18 protein-coding genes are annotated in these 17,989 nt (G+C 62.4%); 14 read left to right on the forward strand and 4 right to left on the reverse strand.

What is annotated here, in order from left to right:
- The first annotated feature begins 2 nt into the window (after positions 1 to 2).
- The 3 genes from HU806_RS02440 to HU806_RS02450 are packed head-to-tail and all read left to right on the forward strand — an operon-like array spanning position 3 to position 4,395.
- Positions 3 to 1,610, forward strand: a complete 1,608-nt coding sequence (locus HU806_RS02440; RefSeq protein WP_186609732.1) for a carboxyl transferase domain-containing protein — start codon at positions 3 to 5, stop codon at positions 1,608 to 1,610.
- 14 nt (positions 1,611 to 1,624) lie between these two features.
- Positions 1,625 to 2,440 carry a gamma-carboxygeranoyl-CoA hydratase gene (locus tag HU806_RS02445; protein WP_186609733.1) on the forward strand — a complete coding sequence of 272 codons (816 nt, stop codon included), beginning with the start codon at positions 1,625 to 1,627 and terminating at the stop codon, positions 2,438 to 2,440.
- Positions 2,440 to 4,395 (forward strand): acetyl-CoA carboxylase biotin carboxylase subunit, encoded by a 1,956-nt coding sequence (locus HU806_RS02450; protein ID WP_186609734.1) that lies wholly within the window; start codon positions 2,440 to 2,442, stop codon positions 4,393 to 4,395. Before HU806_RS02445 ends, HU806_RS02450 begins: the two co-directional genes overlap by 1 nt.
- Before the next feature lie 28 nt (positions 4,396 to 4,423).
- Here the strand turns inward: HU806_RS02450 and HU806_RS02455 are convergent, their stop codons facing one another.
- Entirely contained in the window at positions 4,424 to 5,071 is a 648-nt protein-coding gene (locus tag HU806_RS02455) for a LexA family protein (RefSeq protein WP_186609735.1), read from the reverse strand.
- 128 nt (positions 5,072 to 5,199) lie between these two features.
- On the opposite strand from HU806_RS02455, the gene HU806_RS02460 reads away from it, so the two are divergent.
- Positions 5,200 to 5,541, forward strand: a complete 342-nt coding sequence (locus HU806_RS02460) for a DUF6124 family protein (protein WP_186609736.1) — start codon at positions 5,200 to 5,202, stop codon at positions 5,539 to 5,541.
- Between the two features lie 489 nt (positions 5,542 to 6,030).
- A complete protein-coding gene (locus HU806_RS02465) occupies positions 6,031 to 7,182 on the forward strand; it encodes a M14-type cytosolic carboxypeptidase (RefSeq protein ID WP_186609737.1) in 1,152 nt (383 codons plus the stop codon).
- 48 nt (positions 7,183 to 7,230) lie between these two features.
- On the opposite strand, the gene HU806_RS02470 is transcribed toward HU806_RS02465, so the two are convergent.
- Positions 7,231 to 7,767, reverse strand: coding sequence for a cytochrome b (locus tag HU806_RS02470; RefSeq protein ID WP_186609738.1), 537 nt, complete (start codon positions 7,765 to 7,767; stop codon positions 7,231 to 7,233).
- A complete protein-coding gene (locus tag HU806_RS02475; protein ID WP_186609739.1) occupies positions 7,764 to 8,846 on the reverse strand; it encodes a catalase family peroxidase in 1,083 nt (360 codons plus the stop codon). The genes HU806_RS02470 and HU806_RS02475 overlap by 4 nt, the downstream gene beginning before the upstream one ends.
- A gap of 167 nt (positions 8,847 to 9,013) precedes the next feature.
- Here HU806_RS02475 and HU806_RS02480 point away from each other — a divergent pair, with 167 nt between their 5' ends.
- The gene (locus HU806_RS02480) at positions 9,014 to 9,520 is read left to right on the forward strand and encodes a sigma-70 family RNA polymerase sigma factor (protein WP_186609740.1); all 507 of its coding nucleotides are present in this window, start codon (positions 9,014 to 9,016) and stop codon (positions 9,518 to 9,520) included.
- Positions 9,517 to 10,269, forward strand: coding sequence for an anti-sigma factor family protein (locus HU806_RS02485; protein ID WP_186609741.1), 753 nt, complete (start codon positions 9,517 to 9,519; stop codon positions 10,267 to 10,269). Before HU806_RS02480 ends, HU806_RS02485 begins: the two co-directional genes overlap by 4 nt.
- 15 nt (positions 10,270 to 10,284) lie before the next feature.
- On the opposite strand, the gene HU806_RS02490 is transcribed toward HU806_RS02485, so the two are convergent.
- Complete coding sequence (locus HU806_RS02490; protein WP_186609742.1) at positions 10,285 to 11,121, reverse strand: IclR family transcriptional regulator; 837 nt, start codon at positions 11,119 to 11,121, stop codon at positions 10,285 to 10,287.
- Positions 11,122 to 11,364: 243 nt separating this feature from the next.
- Here HU806_RS02490 and HU806_RS02495 point away from each other — a divergent pair, with 243 nt between their 5' ends.
- The 7 genes from HU806_RS02495 to HU806_RS02525 are packed head-to-tail and all read left to right on the forward strand — an operon-like array spanning position 11,365 to position 17,899.
- Complete coding sequence (locus tag HU806_RS02495) at positions 11,365 to 12,390, forward strand: ABC transporter ATP-binding protein (RefSeq protein ID WP_186609743.1); 1,026 nt, start codon at positions 11,365 to 11,367, stop codon at positions 12,388 to 12,390.
- Positions 12,387 to 13,256: an ABC transporter permease gene (locus HU806_RS02500; RefSeq protein WP_186609744.1), complete on the forward strand. Its 870-nt coding sequence runs from the start codon at positions 12,387 to 12,389 to the stop codon at positions 13,254 to 13,256. The genes HU806_RS02495 and HU806_RS02500 overlap by 4 nt, the downstream gene beginning before the upstream one ends.
- Before the next feature lie 6 nt (positions 13,257 to 13,262).
- Complete coding sequence (locus HU806_RS02505) at positions 13,263 to 14,057, forward strand: ABC transporter permease (RefSeq protein ID WP_186609745.1); 795 nt, start codon at positions 13,263 to 13,265, stop codon at positions 14,055 to 14,057.
- A 7-nt stretch (positions 14,058 to 14,064) separates the two neighbouring features.
- Complete coding sequence (locus tag HU806_RS02510; protein ID WP_186609746.1) at positions 14,065 to 14,355, forward strand: (2Fe-2S)-binding protein; 291 nt, start codon at positions 14,065 to 14,067, stop codon at positions 14,353 to 14,355.
- Positions 14,352 to 15,707 (forward strand): FAD/NAD(P)-dependent oxidoreductase, encoded by a 1,356-nt coding sequence (locus HU806_RS02515; RefSeq protein ID WP_186609747.1) that lies wholly within the window; start codon positions 14,352 to 14,354, stop codon positions 15,705 to 15,707. The genes HU806_RS02510 and HU806_RS02515 overlap by 4 nt, the downstream gene beginning before the upstream one ends.
- The gene (locus HU806_RS02520; RefSeq protein ID WP_186609748.1) at positions 15,704 to 16,819 is read left to right on the forward strand and encodes an NAD(P)/FAD-dependent oxidoreductase; all 1,116 of its coding nucleotides are present in this window, start codon (positions 15,704 to 15,706) and stop codon (positions 16,817 to 16,819) included. The genes HU806_RS02515 and HU806_RS02520 overlap by 4 nt, the downstream gene beginning before the upstream one ends.
- A gap of 18 nt (positions 16,820 to 16,837) precedes the next feature.
- Positions 16,838 to 17,899, forward strand: coding sequence for an ABC transporter substrate-binding protein (locus tag HU806_RS02525; protein ID WP_186609749.1), 1,062 nt, complete (start codon positions 16,838 to 16,840; stop codon positions 17,897 to 17,899).
- Positions 17,900 to 17,989: the final 90 nt, after the last annotated feature.

Raw genomic sequence — 17,989 nt, forward strand, 5'->3', positions numbered from 1 at the left:
CCATGGCCACGCTGCACACTCAGCTCAATCCACGCTCGCCGGAGTTCATCGCCAACCGCGATGCCATGCTCGGACAGGTCGAGGCGCTGCGCATCTTGCTCACGCACGTCCAGCAAGGCGGCGGCCCCAAGGCGCAGGAACGGCATACCTCACGGGGCAAGCTACTGCCGCGTGAACGCATCAACCGACTGCTGGACCCAGGTTCACCCTTTCTCGAAATCAGTCCATTGGCGGCCTACGAGGTGTATGGCGAAGACGTCCCGGCTGCTGGCGTGATCGCCGGCATCGGCCGCGTGGAAGGCATCGAATGCATGATTGTCGCCAACGATGCGACGGTCAAAGGTGGCTCCTACTATCCGTTGACGGTGAAAAAACACCTGCGCGCCCAGACCATCGCCCAGCAAAATCGCCTGCCGTGCATTTACCTGGTTGACTCCGGCGGCGCCAACCTGCCACGCCAGGACGAAGTGTTCCCGGACCGCGAGCATTTTGGCCGGATCTTCTTCAACCAAGCCAACATGAGTGCCCAAGGCATCCCGCAGATTGCCGTGGTCATGGGCTCCTGCACCGCCGGTGGCGCCTACGTGCCAGCGATGGCCGACGAGGCGATCATGGTCCGCCAGCAGGCGACGATCTTTCTTGCCGGCCCACCGCTGGTAAAAGCGGCGACTGGCGAGGTGGTCAGCGCCGAGGACTTGGGCGGTGCCGATGTGCACTGCAAGATTTCCGGCGTCGCCGACCATTACGCCGACAGCGACGAACACGCCCTGGCACTGGCCCGCCGCAGCGTGGCCAACCTCAACTGGCGCAAGCTTGGCGATGTGCAGCAACGCACGCCCATCGCCCCGCTGTATTCGAGCGACGAGCTGTACGGCGTGGTATCGGCCGACGCCAAGCAGCCGTTCGATGTCCGCGAGATCATCGCGCGACTGGTGGACGGTTCGGTGTTCGATGAATTCAAGGCACTGTTCGGAACGACCCTCGTGTGCGGCTTCGCCCACTTGCACGGTTACCCCATCGCGATCCTGGCCAATAACGGCATCCTGTTCGCCGAGGCTGCGCAGAAAGGCGCGCACTTCATCGAACTGGCCTGTCAGCGCGGGATACCGTTGCTGTTCCTGCAAAACATCACCGGTTTCATGGTCGGGCAGAAATACGAAGCCGGCGGCATCGCCAAGCACGGTGCCAAACTGGTCACCGCCGTGGCCTGTGCCCGGGTACCGAAATTCACCGTGATCATCGGTGGCAGTTTCGGCGCGGGTAACTACGGCATGTGCGGACGCGCCTATGATCCGCGCTTTTTGTGGATGTGGCCGAACGCACGAATCGGCGTGATGGGCGCCGAACAGGCGGCCGGCGTGCTGGTACAGGTCAAGCGTGAGCAGGCCGAACGCAGCGGCCAGTCGTTCAGCGCCTCCCAGGAAACCGAGATCAAGCAACCGATTCTCGACCAGTACGAAGAACAAGGACATCCCTACTATTCCAGCGCGCGGCTGTGGGACGACGGCGTCATCGACCCGGCGCAAACCCGCGATGTGCTGGGCCTGGCCTTGTCCGCATCGCTGAACGCACCCATCGAACCGAGCCGCTTCGGCGTGTTCAGGATGTAACCGGGGAAACACCCATGAACCAGTACAACACGCTCGAACTGCACACCGACCCGCGCGGATTCGCCACCTTGTGGCTCAGCCGCGAGTCGAAGAACAACGCGTTCAACGCCGAAATGATCCGTGAGTTGATCCTCGCCCTGGACCAGGTCGGCGGCGATTCGAACCTGCGCTTCCTGTTGATCCGTGGCCGAGGTAAACACTTCAGCGCCGGCGCTGACCTGGCTTGGATGCAACAGTCCGCCGAACTTGATTACCACACCAATCTCGACGATGCCCGGGAGCTGGCGGAGTTGATGTACAACCTCGCCAAGTTGAAGATTCCGACGCTCGCCGTGGTCCAGGGCGCAGCGTTTGGTGGCGCGCTGGGTCTGATCAGCGCCTGCGACATGGCCATCGGCGCCGACGAAGCGCAGTTCTGCCTGTCCGAGGTGCGAATTGGCCTGGCGCCTGCGGTAATCAGCCCGTTCGTGGTGCAAGCCATCGGCGAACGGGCGGCACGGCGTTATGCCCTGACGGCGGAACGCTTCGGCGGACAACGTGCGAAGGAGATTGGTTTATTGTCGGAAAGTTACCCGGCCGAGGCGCTGGACAGTCAGCTCGGGCAATGGATTGACAACCTGCTTCTCAACAGCCCGGCGGCGATGCGCGCCAGCAAGGAACTGTTGCGCGAAGTCGGCAACGGCGCACTCACCCCGGCGTTGCGACGCTACACCGAAAACGCCATCGCCCGGATACGCGTCAGCGCCGAAGGCCAGGAGGGCCTGCGAGCCTTCCTGCAAAAGCGCGCGCCGAACTGGCAACCCGAGTCAACCAACAAGGAGCCGCGTTGATGAGCGCCCCTGTCCTCACCACGCTTCTGGTCGCCAACCGCGGTGAGATCGCTTGCCGCGTCATGCGCACCGCCAAGACCATGGGCCTGACCACCGTCGCTGTGCACAGCGCCACCGACCGTGACGCACGGCATAGCCGCGAAGCTGACATCCGCGTCGACCTCGGTGGCAGCAAGGCCGCCGACAGCTATCTGCAAATCGACAAGCTGATCGCCGCGGCCCAGGCCAGTGGCGCCCAGGCGATTCATCCAGGCTATGGTTTTCTCTCGGAGAACGCTGGGTTTGCCAGGGCTATCGAAGCAGCCGGGCTGATCTTCCTTGGCCCCCCCGCCTCGGCCATCGACGCCATGGGCAGCAAATCCGCGGCCAAGGCCTTGATGGAAACCGCTGGCGTGCCGCTGGTGCCCGGTTATCACGGTGAAGCCCAGGACCTGGACACGTTCCGCGATGCCGCCGAGCGCATCGGCTACCCGGTACTGCTCAAGGCTACCGCAGGCGGCGGCGGTAAAGGCATGAAGGTCGTCGAGGACGTCAGCCAGCTGGCCGAAGCATTGGCCTCAGCCCAGCGTGAAGCGCAATCTTCGTTCGGCGATTCCCGGATGCTGGTGGAAAAATACCTGCTCAAGCCGCGTCACGTGGAGATCCAGGTGTTCGCCGACCAGCACGGCAACTGCCTGTACCTGAACGAACGCGATTGCTCGATCCAGCGTCGGCATCAAAAAGTCGTGGAGGAAGCGCCGGCGCCCGGGCTGAGTGCACAGACGCGCAGGGCGATGGGCGAAGCCGCCGTGCGTGCCGCCCAGGCAATCGGCTATGTCGGGGCGGGCACGGTGGAGTTCCTGCTGGATTCGCGGGGCGAGTTTTTCTTCATGGAAATGAACACCCGGCTGCAGGTCGAGCACCCCGTCACCGAAGCCATCACCGGGCTGGACCTGGTGGCCTGGCAAATCCGCGTTTCCCAGGGTGAGCCGCTGCCCATCACTCAGGAACAAGTGCCGTTGCGCGGCCATGCCATCGAGGTACGGCTGTACGCCGAAGACCCAACCAACGACTTCCTGCCAGCCGCCGGGCGCTTGTCGCTGTATCGTGAGTCCGCCGAAGGAGAAGGCCGACGGGTCGACAGCGGGATTGAAGAAGGCGACGAGATTTCGCCGTTCTACGACCCCATGCTCGGCAAGCTGATCGCCTGGGGCGAGAACCGCGAACAGGCGCGCTTGCGGCTGCTGGCGATGCTCGACGAGTTCGCTGTTGGCGGGCTGAAAACCAATATCGGCTTTCTCCGTCGCATCATCGGTCACCCCGCTTTCGCGGCGGCGGAGCTAGACACCGGATTTATCCCACGCTACCAGGCGCAATTACTGCCAGAGCCTGGCGAACTGGACGACGACTTCTGGCACGCAGCGGCCCAGGGCTTCGCCTTGAGCCTGACGCCACATGTCCGAGCCGACGATGTCAATTCCCCCTGGGCCGATACGGCCGGGCTGCGTCTGGGGCTGCCTGGCGAAATCACTCTGCACTTGAGCTGCGACGGCCAGGATCGCGCCGTGACATTGGACGTGACCGCCCGTTGCGCCGAACTCAGGAATGAGCATCTGGTCATCGAGAACAACGGCCTGCGTCGCAGCCATCGCGCCATTCGCCAGGGCGACAGCCTGTACCTGCGGTGGAAAGGCGACTTGCATCGAGTCGATGCCTATGACCCATTGGCCGCGGCCGCGGCCGAAGCAAGCCACAGTCACCAGGGCGGGCTGGTCGCGCCGATGAATGGCAGCATCGTTCGGGTATTGGTGAGTGCCGGCCAGGCAGTGGAAGCTGGCACGCAACTGGTAGTGCTGGAAGCGATGAAGATGGAGCACAGCATCCGGGCGCCCAAGGCCGGCATCGTCAAGGCGCTGTACTGCCAGGAAGGCGAAATGGTCAGCGAAGGCAGCGCGCTGGTGGCGCTCGAGGAATAGGCATTGGCCCGTTCCCGGGCCGATGCGGTCAGAACCTGATGGTGGCTTGCACGACCACGCCGATGATGCGGCATTGCTCGGTGTAAAGGGTCTTCGGGTAAGTAGGATTGAGCGGAACCAGATAACGCTGCCCGCTCTCTTCAATCAATTTACGAAAGGTCGCATCGCTGCTGCCGGGCAATTGAGCGACGACCAATTTACCGGGTGCCGCTTCAATGGCCGGGTCCACCAGGATCGACATGCCCTCGGGAATACTCAGCCCGCTCGGCGCGGTCATCGCGTCGCCCACCACCACCAGCCAGAATGCATCGCCTTGGGCATGGTAGTCCGTCAGTTCGTAGCGGGACTGTCCGTAGTCAGCCAGATCACCTTCGCGAACGACAGTGATGTCGCGCCAGTCGCTGACTGGGTAGCGGAAGTACGGGTTGTACTTTTGCGCCAGGGCCATGCCCTCGTCGGTGGAGGTATCCGGCTCGCGGATGACCATTGCCACCTCGAGGAACTCCAGCCCCAATTCCTGTAGCACCCTGTTCATGTCCTCAAGACTGGGTTGCCGGCGCTTGGTCAGCCAATGGCCGACGCCGCCCTGGGACATTCCCAAACGTTCTGCAAGCACCACCTGCGTGATGTGCAGCTCCTTCATCTTGGCCTTGACCAACTCTATCCATTTATCCATGAGCGGCACGATACGTGGATGGCCACGCCCATCAAAACACAAATTGTAGTATTTAATTTATCGTCACAATTACGTCGCGTACTAAGCTGGGCCCAGGATTTCAAACCTGCACGGAGAAACTTGACACCATGGAAACGCCCAACAAAAACGAGCCCACGATACCTTCCGACAGTACATTTCCCTCTTTTCAGGATTGCCCAGCGGCTCAACGCGCCTTGGATTACTACTTGAAACCGAGTATTACCGACGCCCAGGAAGAACATCGTTTCTTCGACGTCAACCGTAACATCAGCGGCGAAGAAGCCTTGGTGCATGCCTGCGACCTACTGCGCTGCGCCGCCGCCACTGCCAACGAATCCGCCCGCCAACTCACGGGTTCGAGCCGCGACCTGGCGTTTTCGGTGGTGCATATGATTGACCTGGTCAAGGTCATGCTTGACCGCTCGTTGGACGGTTACCCTACTCGCTAGGTGCCGCCAGGACCGGGCGCCACGAACGTGGGCACGGAAAATAATTTTCAATCGATGCTATAAAATCATTTGACTTGCAAATGATAATGATTATTATTGCATCAGCTGGTCGCGAGATCAGTCGATAGGCCAGAAGACCTTAGGTCGGACTTCTGGAATATCTCCTCATCAGGCTAATCACGGTTTTTGACCCGGCTTTTTGCCGGGTCTTTTTTTTGCCGTTTTTTCGGCTTATGTCTTCAGGCTAATGAAGTCTTCAGATGTCGCTAAATCGATGGCGGCGATGATAGCAAATGAATATTCGATAACAAAAGTCCCTGCATCACATGCGCGTTAACGATCGACAGGCAGCACTTGAGAATCAATCAAGGACTCTCTAATCTGGCTTCGCGTCCAGGGAGGACGCCCCCTCATCCCAACGTGCAAATCGTCCCGGTTTTCCTTTCCTAGCGTGTAAAGTATCGGCCATGAACATCCTCTGCAGGAACCGTGACCGTGGCAAAATCCTCGTTTGATATCAGCGCCAATTTCGACAGCGGCAACATTGAGGTCGTGGACATCAGCAACCCGTTGCAATCGCTGCTGAAGATCAGGCCCGACACCCGCAGCACGCATTTCCAGTGGTTCCACTTCAAGGTCAGCGGCTTGCATGTCGGCCAGGAATATTCCTTTCGCCTGCTCAATGCCAGTCAATCGGCCTACAACCAGGCATGGACCGGCTACCAGGCCGTCGCTTCCTACGATCACGTCAACTGGTTCCGTATTCCTACCCAATTCGAGGGCGACGCCCTGCGCTTCCATTTGGAAGCCGAACAGCCGCACGCCTGGTTTGCCTACTTCGAACCCTACAGCCGCGGGCGTCACGACTGGCTGATCGAACAGGCCCTGCACAAGGCCGGCACCGAGCTGTTGGCAACGGGTAAAAGCGTCGAAGGGCGCGATGTTCAATTACTGCGCAAAGGCAGCGGTACCGAAGGCCGGCGCAAAGTCTGGATCATCGCCCAACAGCATCCCGGCGAGCACATGGCCGAGTGGTTCATGGAGGGCGTCATCGAACGCCTCCAGCATCAAGACGATGCGCAACTGAACCGGTTGCTGGCCAAGGCCGATTTGTACCTGGTGCCGAACATGAACCCGGATGGCGCTTTCCACGGTCATCTGCGCACCAATGCCAAGGGCCAGGACCTCAACCGGGCGTGGCAGAACGCCAATCCGGAAACCAGCCCCGAGGTGTTTTTTGTACAGCAGCAGATGGAAAAGTACGGCGTCGATCTGTTCCTCGACGTTCATGGCGATGAAGAAATCCCCCACGTCTTCACCGCCGGTTGTGAAGGCAACCCAGGCTATACGCCACGCATCGCCGGACTCGAAGAACGCTTTCGCGGCCATCTCAAGCGCCAGACCAAAGACTTCCAGACCACCTACGGCTACACACGCGACGAACCGGGCCAGGCCAACATGACCCTGGCCTGCAATGCCGTCGGCCAGGAATATGACTGCCTGTCCCTGACCTTGGAAATGCCGTTCAAGGACCACGACGATCACCCGAACCCACGCACGGGTTGGTCCGGCAAGCGCTCGATGCAACTGGGCAAGGATGTCTTGAGCACAATTGAGGACATGGTCGACGAATTGCGCTGATTCGATCCCCGTGGCGCGGGAGCGGGCCCCCTCGCCACGGATCATGCGTCAGCTCTTGCCGCGCAACATGCTGTCCAACACCTCATCCCGGCGTACCCAGCCGTGAAAAAGCGCCGCCGCCAGATGCACCAGCACCGTCAGGAACAGCAGATACGCCAGGTAACCATGGGCCTTGCGCAACAAGGCAAAGGTCTGGGCATCCGCTGGCAGGATGGAGGGTAGCCGAAGCGATTCGCTGAGCATCACCGGATCTCCCGCTGCCGAAATCATGCTCCAGCCCAACAGCGGCAGAATCAGCATCAACGCGTACAACAAGACATGCGAAGCCTTGGCCGCCAACGCCTGCCAACCCGGCAGATCAGCCGGAAGCGGTGGCGTGCGTGTGGTGAAGCGCACCACCAGGCGCACCACCACCAACAGCAGAATCGCGATGCCCAAGGGTTTGTGCAATTGCAGCAGCCATTCATGGCGCTCGGACACCGAGGCAACCATGCCTGCGCCGATGAACAGCATCGCGATAATCATCAAGGCCATCAGCCAATGCAGCAGCCGGGCCAGCGCTGTGAAATGTCGGGGAGCGTTCATTGGCGGGACTCCTGGGCGGCGGGCAGTTGGCCGACTTCGCTGGTACGTCGCAGATAAGAACTGGCATAGGCAGCCGAGCGCGCGGCCAGCAGCGGGTCGTCAGAGCCTTCGATACCCTTGGGCAGAATCAACGGGTCGTAGTTGATGTCGCGGCATTCACCGTTGTCCTGCGCCTGGGCACGCTCCAGCACCAAGGTGCCGGCATTGATCACCTTGCGGTCATCGGGCCAGGCCTTGCTGGCGTCGTTGACCGGATCGCCCGGGTTGGCCAAGGTAATGTTCAGCTGCCAGCGCAGCGGTCCGGCCGCCAAGCGTTTCGTCAGGTCCTGTTCCAGGAAATCGGTGCCTTGGGGAGGCGTCGCATCTGCAGCGTCCTGGCTGACCGGCACCACCCCCCAGCGCACGGCCTGACGCTCACCTTTCGGGTTGACCAGATAGAACGCGTTGATGCCGTTATAGGTTTCGGTGGCATAGCTGGCTGAGGGTTTCGCGGTCTTGACCCATTGCAGGAACGGCATCGCCTCAGGGTGCGCGGCAAAAAACGCGGGCACGGCTGCCGGATTCGGTTTCCCAGTGGCCGGGTCCGGCGATTGAGCCTGTTGCAACTGATAGAAAGCCTGGGGCGTTCCCACCGGGAACACCGGCATGCTGTTCATACCCGTGCGCCATTGCTGACCGTCGGCCTGGGTAAAACGCAGCGCCAGGCTGCGGATCGGCACGCTGCCGTCCGGTGCGTAAGGATTACCGCTGGGCAATGCAAAACGGCCGACCACCGGCGTCCGCGCATCGTTGAACACGCGTGCGCTGGAGTAAGTGCGCGTCTCGCTGCTGCTTTCAAAATAACCCGCGACACAGACGCCTTTGGAGTGATTACGCCTAAAGCCCGGATGAACCCCATTGTTCGTTTCCAAGACGTTGACCAAAGCCTTGGGCGTCAGGCGTTGTGGGTCGAGGGTGCCATTGACGTAGGCAAACGCCCCGGCCAGCGCGGCAACGACCAGCGCAATGCCCGTCAGGCGCAGTGTCAGGCTGGCGCCGCTCAATGGCGGCCGACTCGGTTCGGAGGAAGGGTCAACCATTTGCAGACTCCGTGGCACAAGGCCGTTTATGGACAGGACCCGTCAGACGAAAGCCCGACGGATTTATTCCCACGCTCCGTATTTATTTTTCCTGCGCTGGAATAATCTCGCCGCTGGATCGTCTTTCCAGTCCCCACACAGTGACTGCCCAACGAAGCCGCACGCCCATGAACGAACTCGACGACCAGTTGCGCCTGCTCATCCCACGGCTGAGACGCTTTGCCGTGTCGCTGACGCGCAATCCCAGCAATGCCGACGACCTGGTGCAGGCGTGCCTGGAACGGGCCTTGTCAAAGTGGACCGACAAGCGCCCGGACGGCGACCTTCGAGCCTGGCTGTTTTCGATTCTTTATCGGCAATTCCTCGATGCCCACCGCCGTTCCCGACGTTACGCGCGCATGCTGGAATTCTTCACCGGCCGCGACGAGGCACATCCTTCGGCCGAACGCAGCGTCATCGCCCAATCGTCACTCCAGGCGTTCGATCAACTGCCCACCGAACAGCGTGCGCTGCTGTTGTGGGTGTCGGTGGAAGGCTTGAGCTACCAGCAAGTCGCCGACATCCTCGGCGTGCCGACCGGCACCGTGATGTCGCGCCTGTCCCGCGCCCGCCAGAAGTTGCATCAACTCAGCGAAGGCGAAATTGCCCGCCCTGCCCTGCGGATACTCAAATGATCAGCATGCCTCCCAGTGACAACGACCTGCACGCCTACATCGATCATCAATTGAACGCGGACGACCAGCGGCGAGTGGAAACCTACCTAGCCGCAAACCCCGCTGCCGCCAAGCGCGTGCAGGCCTGGCAACAGGACGCGCAACACTTGCGCGCGACCCTGAGCGCAGCCTTGCAACAGCCACCCAATCCAGACTTGGACCCGGCGATCATCCGTCAACGCCTGAGGCATCGCGCCCGTCGCCACCTCGCCAGCGCGGCAGTGCTGGTGCTGGCCGTCGGCCTGGGCGGATTCGGTGGCTGGCAGGCACGGCAAATGACTCTGCTGAGCGCTGCCGCGCCTATGGCTGACGCCTTGCAGGCATACCGGTTGATTGCCCAGCTGGGCATCCTCCCAGCCGATTACCAGACGGGCGACGAGCAGAGCATGCAGGGCTGGCTCGACCGTTACTTCACCCAGGCCGATCGCCTGCCGGACCTCTCGGCAGCGGGCTTCAAGCCGGTCAGCGGACGATTGCTCAGCACCGAACAAGGCGCGGCGGCCATGGTGATTTATCAGGACCCGAGCGGCCAGAAGATCAGCTTCTACGTGCGCCCACCGGGCCCGAAAAACTTCCTGCTGCCCCGTGGCAGCCGGCGCGAAGGTGAATTGCAGGCGCAATACTGGTCCGGGCCGGGGTACAACTACGCGATGGTCATCCCCAGCGATACGCCCGCCGCGCAAAAGCTCAAGCAGACGCTGGACTTCTGATTTCAAAACCGCGACTTAGCCCTGCCTGAACACCTGCGAAGGCCTGCGCAGCAGTGGGTCGAAGGGGTTGATTCGCGGCCCGATCACGGCGGCTTCGCGCTTGAGCATCTCCACCACCGTCGGCAGGCGATCCGGCCCGAGCCGGTCGCTGATCGTCGCCACACTCAACGCTGCAACGGCCCGGCCTTCACGATCGAGGATGGGCACCGCCACCCCGGCCATGCCCTGCAGCACGCCGGTATTGCGCCCGGCGTAACCCAGCGTGCGGACGTTCTCGACCTCCGTGCGCAAGAAGACTTCGTCGTACAGATGAAAATCCTTGAGTCGCGGCAGGTTGTAATGGATCACCGTCTCGCGTTCCTCCTCCGGCAGGAACGCCAGGATCGCCAGGCTGCCTTGGCCCACGCCCAAGGCCACTCGACCGCCGATGTCGCCGGTGAAGGTGCGGATCGGAAACGGACCTTCACTGCGATCCAGGCAAATCGCATCGAAGCCGCAGCGCGCCAGCAGAAACAGCGAATCCCCCAATGACGCCGACAGCCGCAACATGGCAGGCCTGGCCAGTTCGCGCAGGTTGCCGGTGTTGCCCGCACGGGCCGCCAGGGCGAAGAAGTCCAAGCTCAGGCGATACCGTTTGCTGCGCGCATCCTGCTCGACCATGCCTTCGTCCATCAGGCCGCGCAGCAAGCGGTGCGTGGTCGGTTGTGACAGGCCAATGCGCTGGGCCAGTTGCGTCACCCGCTCCCCGCCTTCAACGGTCTCCCCGAGGCTGCGCAGCACGGCAAACAACCGGGAGACCGAGCCGACTCCGACTTCACCTTTTTCGTTATTCCGTTCAGTGGAATCAGCCATGTATTTTCTCGTAAGGTAATTTACTCACCGAATGAAAATGAAAATAGTCATTGCTTCAGTGAAATAGTCCATTGAGCCCATCCTAGTCTTCGTCCTACTCTGCGTCCATACAGGGGCGATTCGAACAACAGCGGCAGCCGACTTGAGGTCGAGCGCCAACGCACCCCGCAGCACCCTTTCGTATCTGCCCATAAAAAAGCGCGCCTTGCGGCGACGCATAACAATCTCAGGTGGAGCGCAGTCATGGCTTTCGTGCAACTTGAAGACTTGAGCAAACGTTACGGCGACTTGGATGCCGTGGTGGCCACCAACCTCTCGGTGGAGAAAGGCGAATTCGTTTCGCTGTTGGGCCCTTCTGGTTGCGGCAAGACCACGACCTTGCAAATGATCGCCGGCTTCGTTGAAGCCAGCAGCGGTCGTATCCTGCTGGACGGACGCGATATCACCCACGCCAAACCCGCCAGCCGAGGCCTGGGTGTGGTGTTCCAAAGCTACGCGCTGTTTCCCCACATGACCGTCAAGGACAACGTCGCCTTCGGCTTGCGCATGCGCAAAGTGCCCGGTGCCCAATTGCAGTCGCGGGTCGATCGGGTGCTCAAGCTGGTGCGCCTGGACCTGCACGCCGAGCGCTATCCAAGGGAACTCTCCGGCGGCCAGCGCCAGCGCGTGGCACTGGCCCGGGCGTTGGTGATCGAACCGCCGGTACTGCTGCTCGATGAACCGCTGTCCAACCTTGACGCCAACCTGCGCGAAGAAATGCAGTTCGAGATCCGCCGCATCCAGCGTGAAGTCGGCATTACCACCTTGATGGTGACGCACGACCAGTCTGAGGCGCTGTCGATCAGCGACCGGGTCGTGGTGATGCAGGCTGGGCGCATCACCCAGATCGACGCGCCCTATACCCTTTATGAACACCCTCGCACCGAGTTCATCTCCGGGTTCGTCGGCAAAGCCAACCTGCTGGCCGGTACGCGTGACAATGCCGCAATCGCGCAGGTCAGCAGCACCGGCCAAGGCGAGCTGACCCTGAGCCTGCGTCCGGAAAAAATCGACCTGTGCGCCCCCGGGTCGGGCCGACTGCAAGGCACCCTCACCAGCCGCTTTTTCCTCGGCAGCCAATGGCTGTACAGCGTTGCCACGCCATTGGGCGAGCTCAGCGTGGTGCGCCGCAACGACGGCTCGGCGCCGTTGAGCGAGGGCACCGTGGTTGGCCTTGACTGGGATCCTGCGCTGCTGCGGGTGCTGAGCGTGGACGAGGTGCCGGCATGAAACTGATCGACGCGATGCGCCGGGGCCGCCAAGGCTATTTGATGTCGGCCCCAGCCTTGGCCTTGTACCTGGGCCTGCTGGTGATTCCCCTCGGTTTGACCCTGGTGTTGTCGTTCAATGTCTTTGACTACGGCTCGGGCATCAACAGCGAGGCCTACACCTTCGAGCATTACACCAGCCTGCTGGGCGACCCGTATTTCTATGAAATCTTCCTGCGCACGTTCTGGATCAGCGCGCTGACCACCGTCTTGTGTGTGGTGATCGGCGTACCCGAGGCCTACATCCTCAGCCGCATGGGCACACCTTGGCGTTCGATTTTCCTGATCCTGATCCTTACGCCGTTGCTGATATCGGTGGTGGTGCGGGCCTTCGGCTGGAGCTTGCTGCTCGGTGCCGATGGCCTGGTCAACCAGACTCTGCAGGCCCTGGGCGGCTCGCCGATGAAGCTTCTTTATACGCCGTTCGCCGTGGTCATCGCCCTGGTGCACGTGATGCTGCCGTTCATGATCATTCCGGTCTGGACCTCGTTGCAAAAACTCGACCCGGCTGCCGAACAAGCCGCTCTTTCCCTCGGTGCCAGCCAGTTCACGGTGATCCGCAAAGTGGTGCTCCCGCAGATCATGCCCGGCGTGTTGTCCGGCACGCTGATCGTGTTCGGCCTCGCCGCCAGTTCCTTCGCCATCCCGGGCCTGCTCGGCGGACGTCGCTTGAAAATGGTCGCCACGTTGATCTACGACCAGTACCTGTCGGAACTCAACTGGCCCATGGGCGCAGCCATTGCCGTCGCGCTGCTGCTGCTCAACCTGCTGATCATGTTGTCGTGGAACCGCATGATCGAAGGCCGCTACAAGAAGTCATTGGGGTAATTCACCATGTCCAGGAACGGTCCTTTCGCCCTGTTGTTTCACACCCTGGTGGTGATGTTCATGCTGGCGCCGCTGGTGGTGGTCTGCCTGGTCGCCTTCACCCCGGAGAACACCCTGAGCCTGCCCACCACGGAATTTTCCCTGCGCTGGTTCCGCGCCGTTTTCGAACGCGCGGACTTCGTCGATGCCTTCTACAACAGCCTGATCCTGGCGTTCTGCGCAGCCTCGCTGGCGACCTTGATCGCGGTGCCGGCGGCGTTGGCGATCACCCGGCTGGAGTTTCCCGGACGGGATTTTTTCAACGGTTTGTTTCTTTCGCCGATCATCATTCCGCACCTGGTGCTGGGCGTGGCGCTGCTGCGGTTGTTCGCATTGATGGGCGTGAACGGCAGCTTCGCCTGGTTGATCTTCGCTCATGTGTTGGTGATCACGCCGTATGTGTTGCGCCTGGTGCTGGCCTCCGCCATCGGCTTGGATCGTAGCGCCGAACAGGCGGCGCAATCGCTGGGGGCCGGACGCTTCACGCTGTTCAGGGAAATTACTTTGCCGATGATCCTGCCGGGCGTGGCTGGCGGTTGGCTTCTGGCGTTCATCAACAGTTTCGATGAGGTCACGCTGTCGATCTTCGTCACCTCGCCGGCCACCCAAACCCTGCCGGTGCGCATGTACGTCTACGCCACCGAATCCATCGACCCGATGATGGCGGCGGTGTCGGCGCTGGTCATTGCGCTAACCGCGCTGACCATGATTCTGCTCGACCGGGTCTACGGCCTGGACCGGGTCCTGGTAGGCAAACAATGAGGGCACCATGGCGCTGCTGAAACGACTGGCCGAAGGCGACCGCCCGGCCCTGGACTTCATCCTTGATGGCGAACCGGCCAGCGGCCTGCTCGGCGATACGGTATTGACCGCCGTGCTGACCAGCAGCGAACACCTGCGCGGCAGTGATTTCAGCGCCGAGCCCCGGGCCGGTTTCTGCCTGATGGGCGCCTGCCAGGATTGCTGGGTCCGATTGGGCAACGGCCGCCGCGTGCGCGCCTGTTCGACCCTGCTCGAAGCCGGCCAGCAGATCAGCCGCGAACCAGGACGCCAGGTATGAAATCCATCGCCATCATCGGCGCCGGCCCCGCCGGTATCCGTGCCGCGCAGACGCTGGTTGGCCACGGCATCTACCCGATCCTGCTCGACGAAGCCGCACGCGGCGGCGGGCAGATTTACCGGCGCCAGCCGGCCCACTTCAAGCGCTCGCCGGCCAAGCTCTACGGCTTCGAAGCGCGCAAGGCCAGCGCCATTCACCAAGCCGTGGATGAATTGCGCGAACGGATCGACTACCGCCCCGACACCTTGGTGTGGAATGCCGAGGCCGGGCAGTTGGACACCTTGCACGCGGGCCGCGCCGCTCGCCTGGCGTACACCAGCGTGATCGTCGCAACAGGCGCCACCGACAGGATCCTGCCGGTCCCTGGCTGGACCCTGCCGGGGGTGTACAGCCTGGGCGCGGCGCAGATCGCCCTGAAATTCCAGGGCTGCGCCATCGGTGAGCGCATCGTGTTCGCGGGCAGTGGACCGCTGCTGTATCTGGTGGCTTACCAATATGCCAAGGCCGGCGCGAACGTGGTCGCGGTACTCGACAGCTCCCCGTTCAACGCCCAGGCCCGCGCCCTGCCCGGCCTGCTCGCTCAACCAGCGACCCTGGCCAAGGGGATTTACTACCGCGCCTGGCTGACGGCCCATGGCGTCTCTGTGCATCAAGGCGCGAGCCTTTCGCGCATCGACGGCGAGCGTCGAGTGCAGTCGTTGCAATGGCAAAACAAAAAAGGCCAGCACGTGCTCGATTGCGATGCGGTCGCCTTCGCCCATGGCTTGCGCAGCGAAACCCAACTGGCCGATCTGCTGGGCTGCGAATTTTCCTGGAGCCCGCTCAATCGCGCCTGGCTGCCGCAACGCGACAGCGCCGGCCGCAGCAGCGCGGCGGGAGTTTACCTGGCCGGTGACGGCGCCGGCATCATGGGCGCCGACGCCGCCGAGATGGCGGGCGAACGGGCGGCCCTGGCGTTGCTCGAAGACCTCGGTTACCAGATCGACCCGCAACGTTGCACGCAATTGGAACAATCCCTCGAACGCATCGGCCATTTCCGGCAAGGCCTGGAGCGCGCGTTTACCTTTCCCGAGGACTGGGCAAGCCGTGCCGCCGACGATCTGATGATCTGCCGCTGCGAAGAAGTCAGCGTCGGCGACATCCGTCGCGTCGTCGGCGAAGGCCATTGGGAGATCAACCGGGTCAAGGCCCATTGCCGGGTCGGCATGGGCCGTTGCCAGGGACGGATGTGCGGTGCCGCGGCAGCGGAAATCATCGCCCGTGAAAGTGCGCGCACGGTCGATCAGATCGGTCGCCTGCGCGCGCAGGCACCGATCAAGCCCGTGCCGTTCGGCCTGGAGGTCGAGCCATGATCGAGGTGGATGTGGTGATCGTCGGCGGTGGCATCGTCGGCGCCTCGGCGGCACTGTTCCTGAGCAAGGCCGGACGTCGCGTGGCGCTGCTGGAGCGGGATTTCTGTGGCGCGCATTCGAGTGGCGTCAACTACGGCGGCGTGCGACGTCAGGGCCGACCCTTGGCGCAGCTGCCGCTGTCGCAACGCGCCCATGAAATCTGGGGCCAATTGCCGCAACTGATTGGCATCGACGGTGAGTATCAGCGCAGCGGCCATCTGAAGCTCGCCCGCAGCCTCGACGACCTGCGGGCATTGCACGACTATGCCGCCAGCAGCCAGGGCTTCGGCCTCGATTTGCAGTTGCTGGATCGCGACGAACTGCGCAGGCGGTTCCCCTGGGTCGGCAGCGTCGCGGTCGGCGCCTCCCTGTGCCCTGGCGACGGCCACGCCAATCCACGCCTGGTGTCGCCGGCGTTTGCCCAGGCCGCCCGCCGGCATGGCGCACAGGTTCACGAACAATGCCCGGTCAGCAGCGTTACGCACGACGGGCAGCGCTTTGCCGTGCGGACCGAAACCGGCCTTGAGCTGCGCGCGCCGTGGCTGCTGAACTGCGCCGGGGCCTGGGCGAGCCGGTTCGCCGCGCAATTTGGCGAAGCGGTACCGATGCACGCCGGTCATCCGGCGATGCTGGTCACCGAGCCGCTGCCCGTCGTGATGGACGCCAGCACCGGCGTCGAGGGCGGCGGCATCTATGCGCGTCAGGTCGCCCGTGGCAATTGCGTACTGGGCGGTGGTCAGGGTTTCGCCTTGGACGATGCCCGTGCCCGCCCCGGCCAGAACGCCGTCGTCGAGATCCTGCGCCAAGCCGTCGAGCTCTATCCGTTCCTCAAAGGCGCCCAGGCGATCCGCACCTGGAGCGGCACCGAAGGTTATCTACCCGATCGCCAACCGGTGATCGGTCCCAGCAGTACCCAACCCGGTCTGTTGCACGCGTTCGGCTTTGCCGGCGCAGGTTTCCAGATCGGCCCGGCGGTGGGCCAGGCGCTCGCCGAGATCATCTGCAGCGGCGCCTCAACCACGCCGCTGGATGCGTTTTCCATCACCCGGTTCCACTCCATCTCCGTTGCTTGATAGAGGAAGGTCGCGCCAATGAATAACGTCAAACGCAGTGCACTGTTCGGTTTCTGCTCGTTGGGTTCCGCTTGCCTGGGCGCCCTGCTCCCGGTCACCCAGGCGTTGGCCGAACCGACGCTCTACCTGGGCATGAACGGCGGCACCATGGAGCGGCTGTATGCCGACAAGGTCTTGCCGGCTTTCGAGAAGGCCAACAATGTCAAAGTGGTGATCGTGCCCGGCACCTCTGCGGATATCCTGGCAAAAGTCCAGGCGAGCAAAGGCAATCCGCAGATGCACGTGATGTTCCTCGACGACGGCATCATGTACCGCGCCATCGCCATGGGCCTGTGCGACAAGCTGGAAGACAGCCCGCCCCTGGCGCAGATTCCGGCCAAGGGGCGGATCAAGGATCAGGCCGTTGCGGTAAGCCTCGGGGTCACCGGGCTGGCCTACAACACGCGGCTGTTCAAGGAAAAAGGCTGGAGCGCGCCGACTTCATGGATGGATTTGGCCGACCCGCGCTTCAAGGACAAAGTGGTGTTCCAATCCATGGCTTCGTCCACCTTCGGCCTGCACGGGTTCCTGATGTTCAACCGGATCCAGGGCGGCAGCGAAACCGACGTCGAGCCAGGCTTCAAGGCTTGGCCGAACACGATCGGGCGCAATGTGCTGGAATACATCCCCAGTTCGGCGAAAATTTCCGAAATGCTGCAAACGGACGAAGCGGCGCTGTTCCCGCTGACGCCGACCCAAGTGACTGCGTTGAAACTCAAGGGCATGCCGGTGGAGTACGCGCAACCGAAGGAAGGCGCGGTGGTGCTGAACGTCGCCGAGTGCGCCGTTGCGAAAAACAGCGAACCTGAATTGGCGCAGAAGCTCGCCGCTTTCCTGCTGACGCCCGAAGCCCAGGCCATCGCCCTTGAAGAAGGTGACCAGATCCCCTCCAACCCCAACACCCCGACCACCGACAAGACCGGTGGCCAGGTGCAAGCAATGAAGCAATACCTGGAGACCGCTATCGCGGTGGATTGGGATCAGGTCAACGAACAGCGTCCGGCCTGGAATGCCCGTTGGAACCGTAGCATCGAGCGCTAGGCAACAGGCGCCGGTCTTTTTGTTTATCATTCAGATCAACAACGCCAACGAACTCGGAGCTTGATCCCCGTGGCGAGGGAGCAAGCTCCC

Origin of the sequence: Pseudomonas sp. SWRI154 (assembly GCF_014268645.1) — a bacterium.
Classification (GTDB): domain Bacteria; phylum Pseudomonadota; class Gammaproteobacteria; order Pseudomonadales; family Pseudomonadaceae; genus Aquipseudomonas; species Aquipseudomonas marvdashtae.

What these genes read in the sequence shown, in the direction of transcription:
- HU806_RS02470 (WP_186609738.1), bottom strand. Translation starts at nt 7,767, where the DNA reads ATGAACGCTCCCCGACATTTCACAGCGCTGGCCCGGCTGCTGCATTGG.
- HU806_RS02515 (WP_186609747.1), top strand. Translation starts at nt 14,352, where the DNA reads ATGAAATCCATCGCCATCATCGGCGCCGGCCCCGCCGGTATCCGTGCC.
- HU806_RS02440 (WP_186609732.1), top strand. Translation starts at nt 3, where the DNA reads ATGGCCACGCTGCACACTCAGCTCAATCCACGCTCGCCGGAGTTCATC.
- HU806_RS02450 (WP_186609734.1), top strand. Translation starts at nt 2,440, where the DNA reads ATGAGCGCCCCTGTCCTCACCACGCTTCTGGTCGCCAACCGCGGTGAG.
- HU806_RS02490 (WP_186609742.1), bottom strand. Translation starts at nt 11,121, where the DNA reads ATGGCTGATTCCACTGAACGGAATAACGAAAAAGGTGAAGTCGGAGTC.
- HU806_RS02445 (WP_186609733.1), top strand. Translation starts at nt 1,625, where the DNA reads ATGAACCAGTACAACACGCTCGAACTGCACACCGACCCGCGCGGATTC.
- HU806_RS02500 (WP_186609744.1), top strand. Translation starts at nt 12,387, where the DNA reads ATGAAACTGATCGACGCGATGCGCCGGGGCCGCCAAGGCTATTTGATG.
- HU806_RS02485 (WP_186609741.1), top strand. Translation starts at nt 9,517, where the DNA reads ATGATCAGCATGCCTCCCAGTGACAACGACCTGCACGCCTACATCGAT.
- HU806_RS02505 (WP_186609745.1), top strand. Translation starts at nt 13,263, where the DNA reads ATGTCCAGGAACGGTCCTTTCGCCCTGTTGTTTCACACCCTGGTGGTG.
- HU806_RS02520 (WP_186609748.1), top strand. Translation starts at nt 15,704, where the DNA reads ATGATCGAGGTGGATGTGGTGATCGTCGGCGGTGGCATCGTCGGCGCC.
- HU806_RS02460 (WP_186609736.1), top strand. Translation starts at nt 5,200, where the DNA reads ATGGAAACGCCCAACAAAAACGAGCCCACGATACCTTCCGACAGTACA.
- HU806_RS02480 (WP_186609740.1), top strand. Translation starts at nt 9,014, where the DNA reads ATGAACGAACTCGACGACCAGTTGCGCCTGCTCATCCCACGGCTGAGA.
- HU806_RS02455 (WP_186609735.1), bottom strand. Translation starts at nt 5,071, where the DNA reads ATGGATAAATGGATAGAGTTGGTCAAGGCCAAGATGAAGGAGCTGCAC.
- HU806_RS02510 (WP_186609746.1), top strand. Translation starts at nt 14,065, where the DNA reads ATGGCGCTGCTGAAACGACTGGCCGAAGGCGACCGCCCGGCCCTGGAC.
- HU806_RS02495 (WP_186609743.1), top strand. Translation starts at nt 11,365, where the DNA reads ATGGCTTTCGTGCAACTTGAAGACTTGAGCAAACGTTACGGCGACTTG.
- HU806_RS02475 (WP_186609739.1), bottom strand. Translation starts at nt 8,846, where the DNA reads ATGGTTGACCCTTCCTCCGAACCGAGTCGGCCGCCATTGAGCGGCGCC.
- HU806_RS02525 (WP_186609749.1), top strand. Translation starts at nt 16,838, where the DNA reads ATGAATAACGTCAAACGCAGTGCACTGTTCGGTTTCTGCTCGTTGGGT.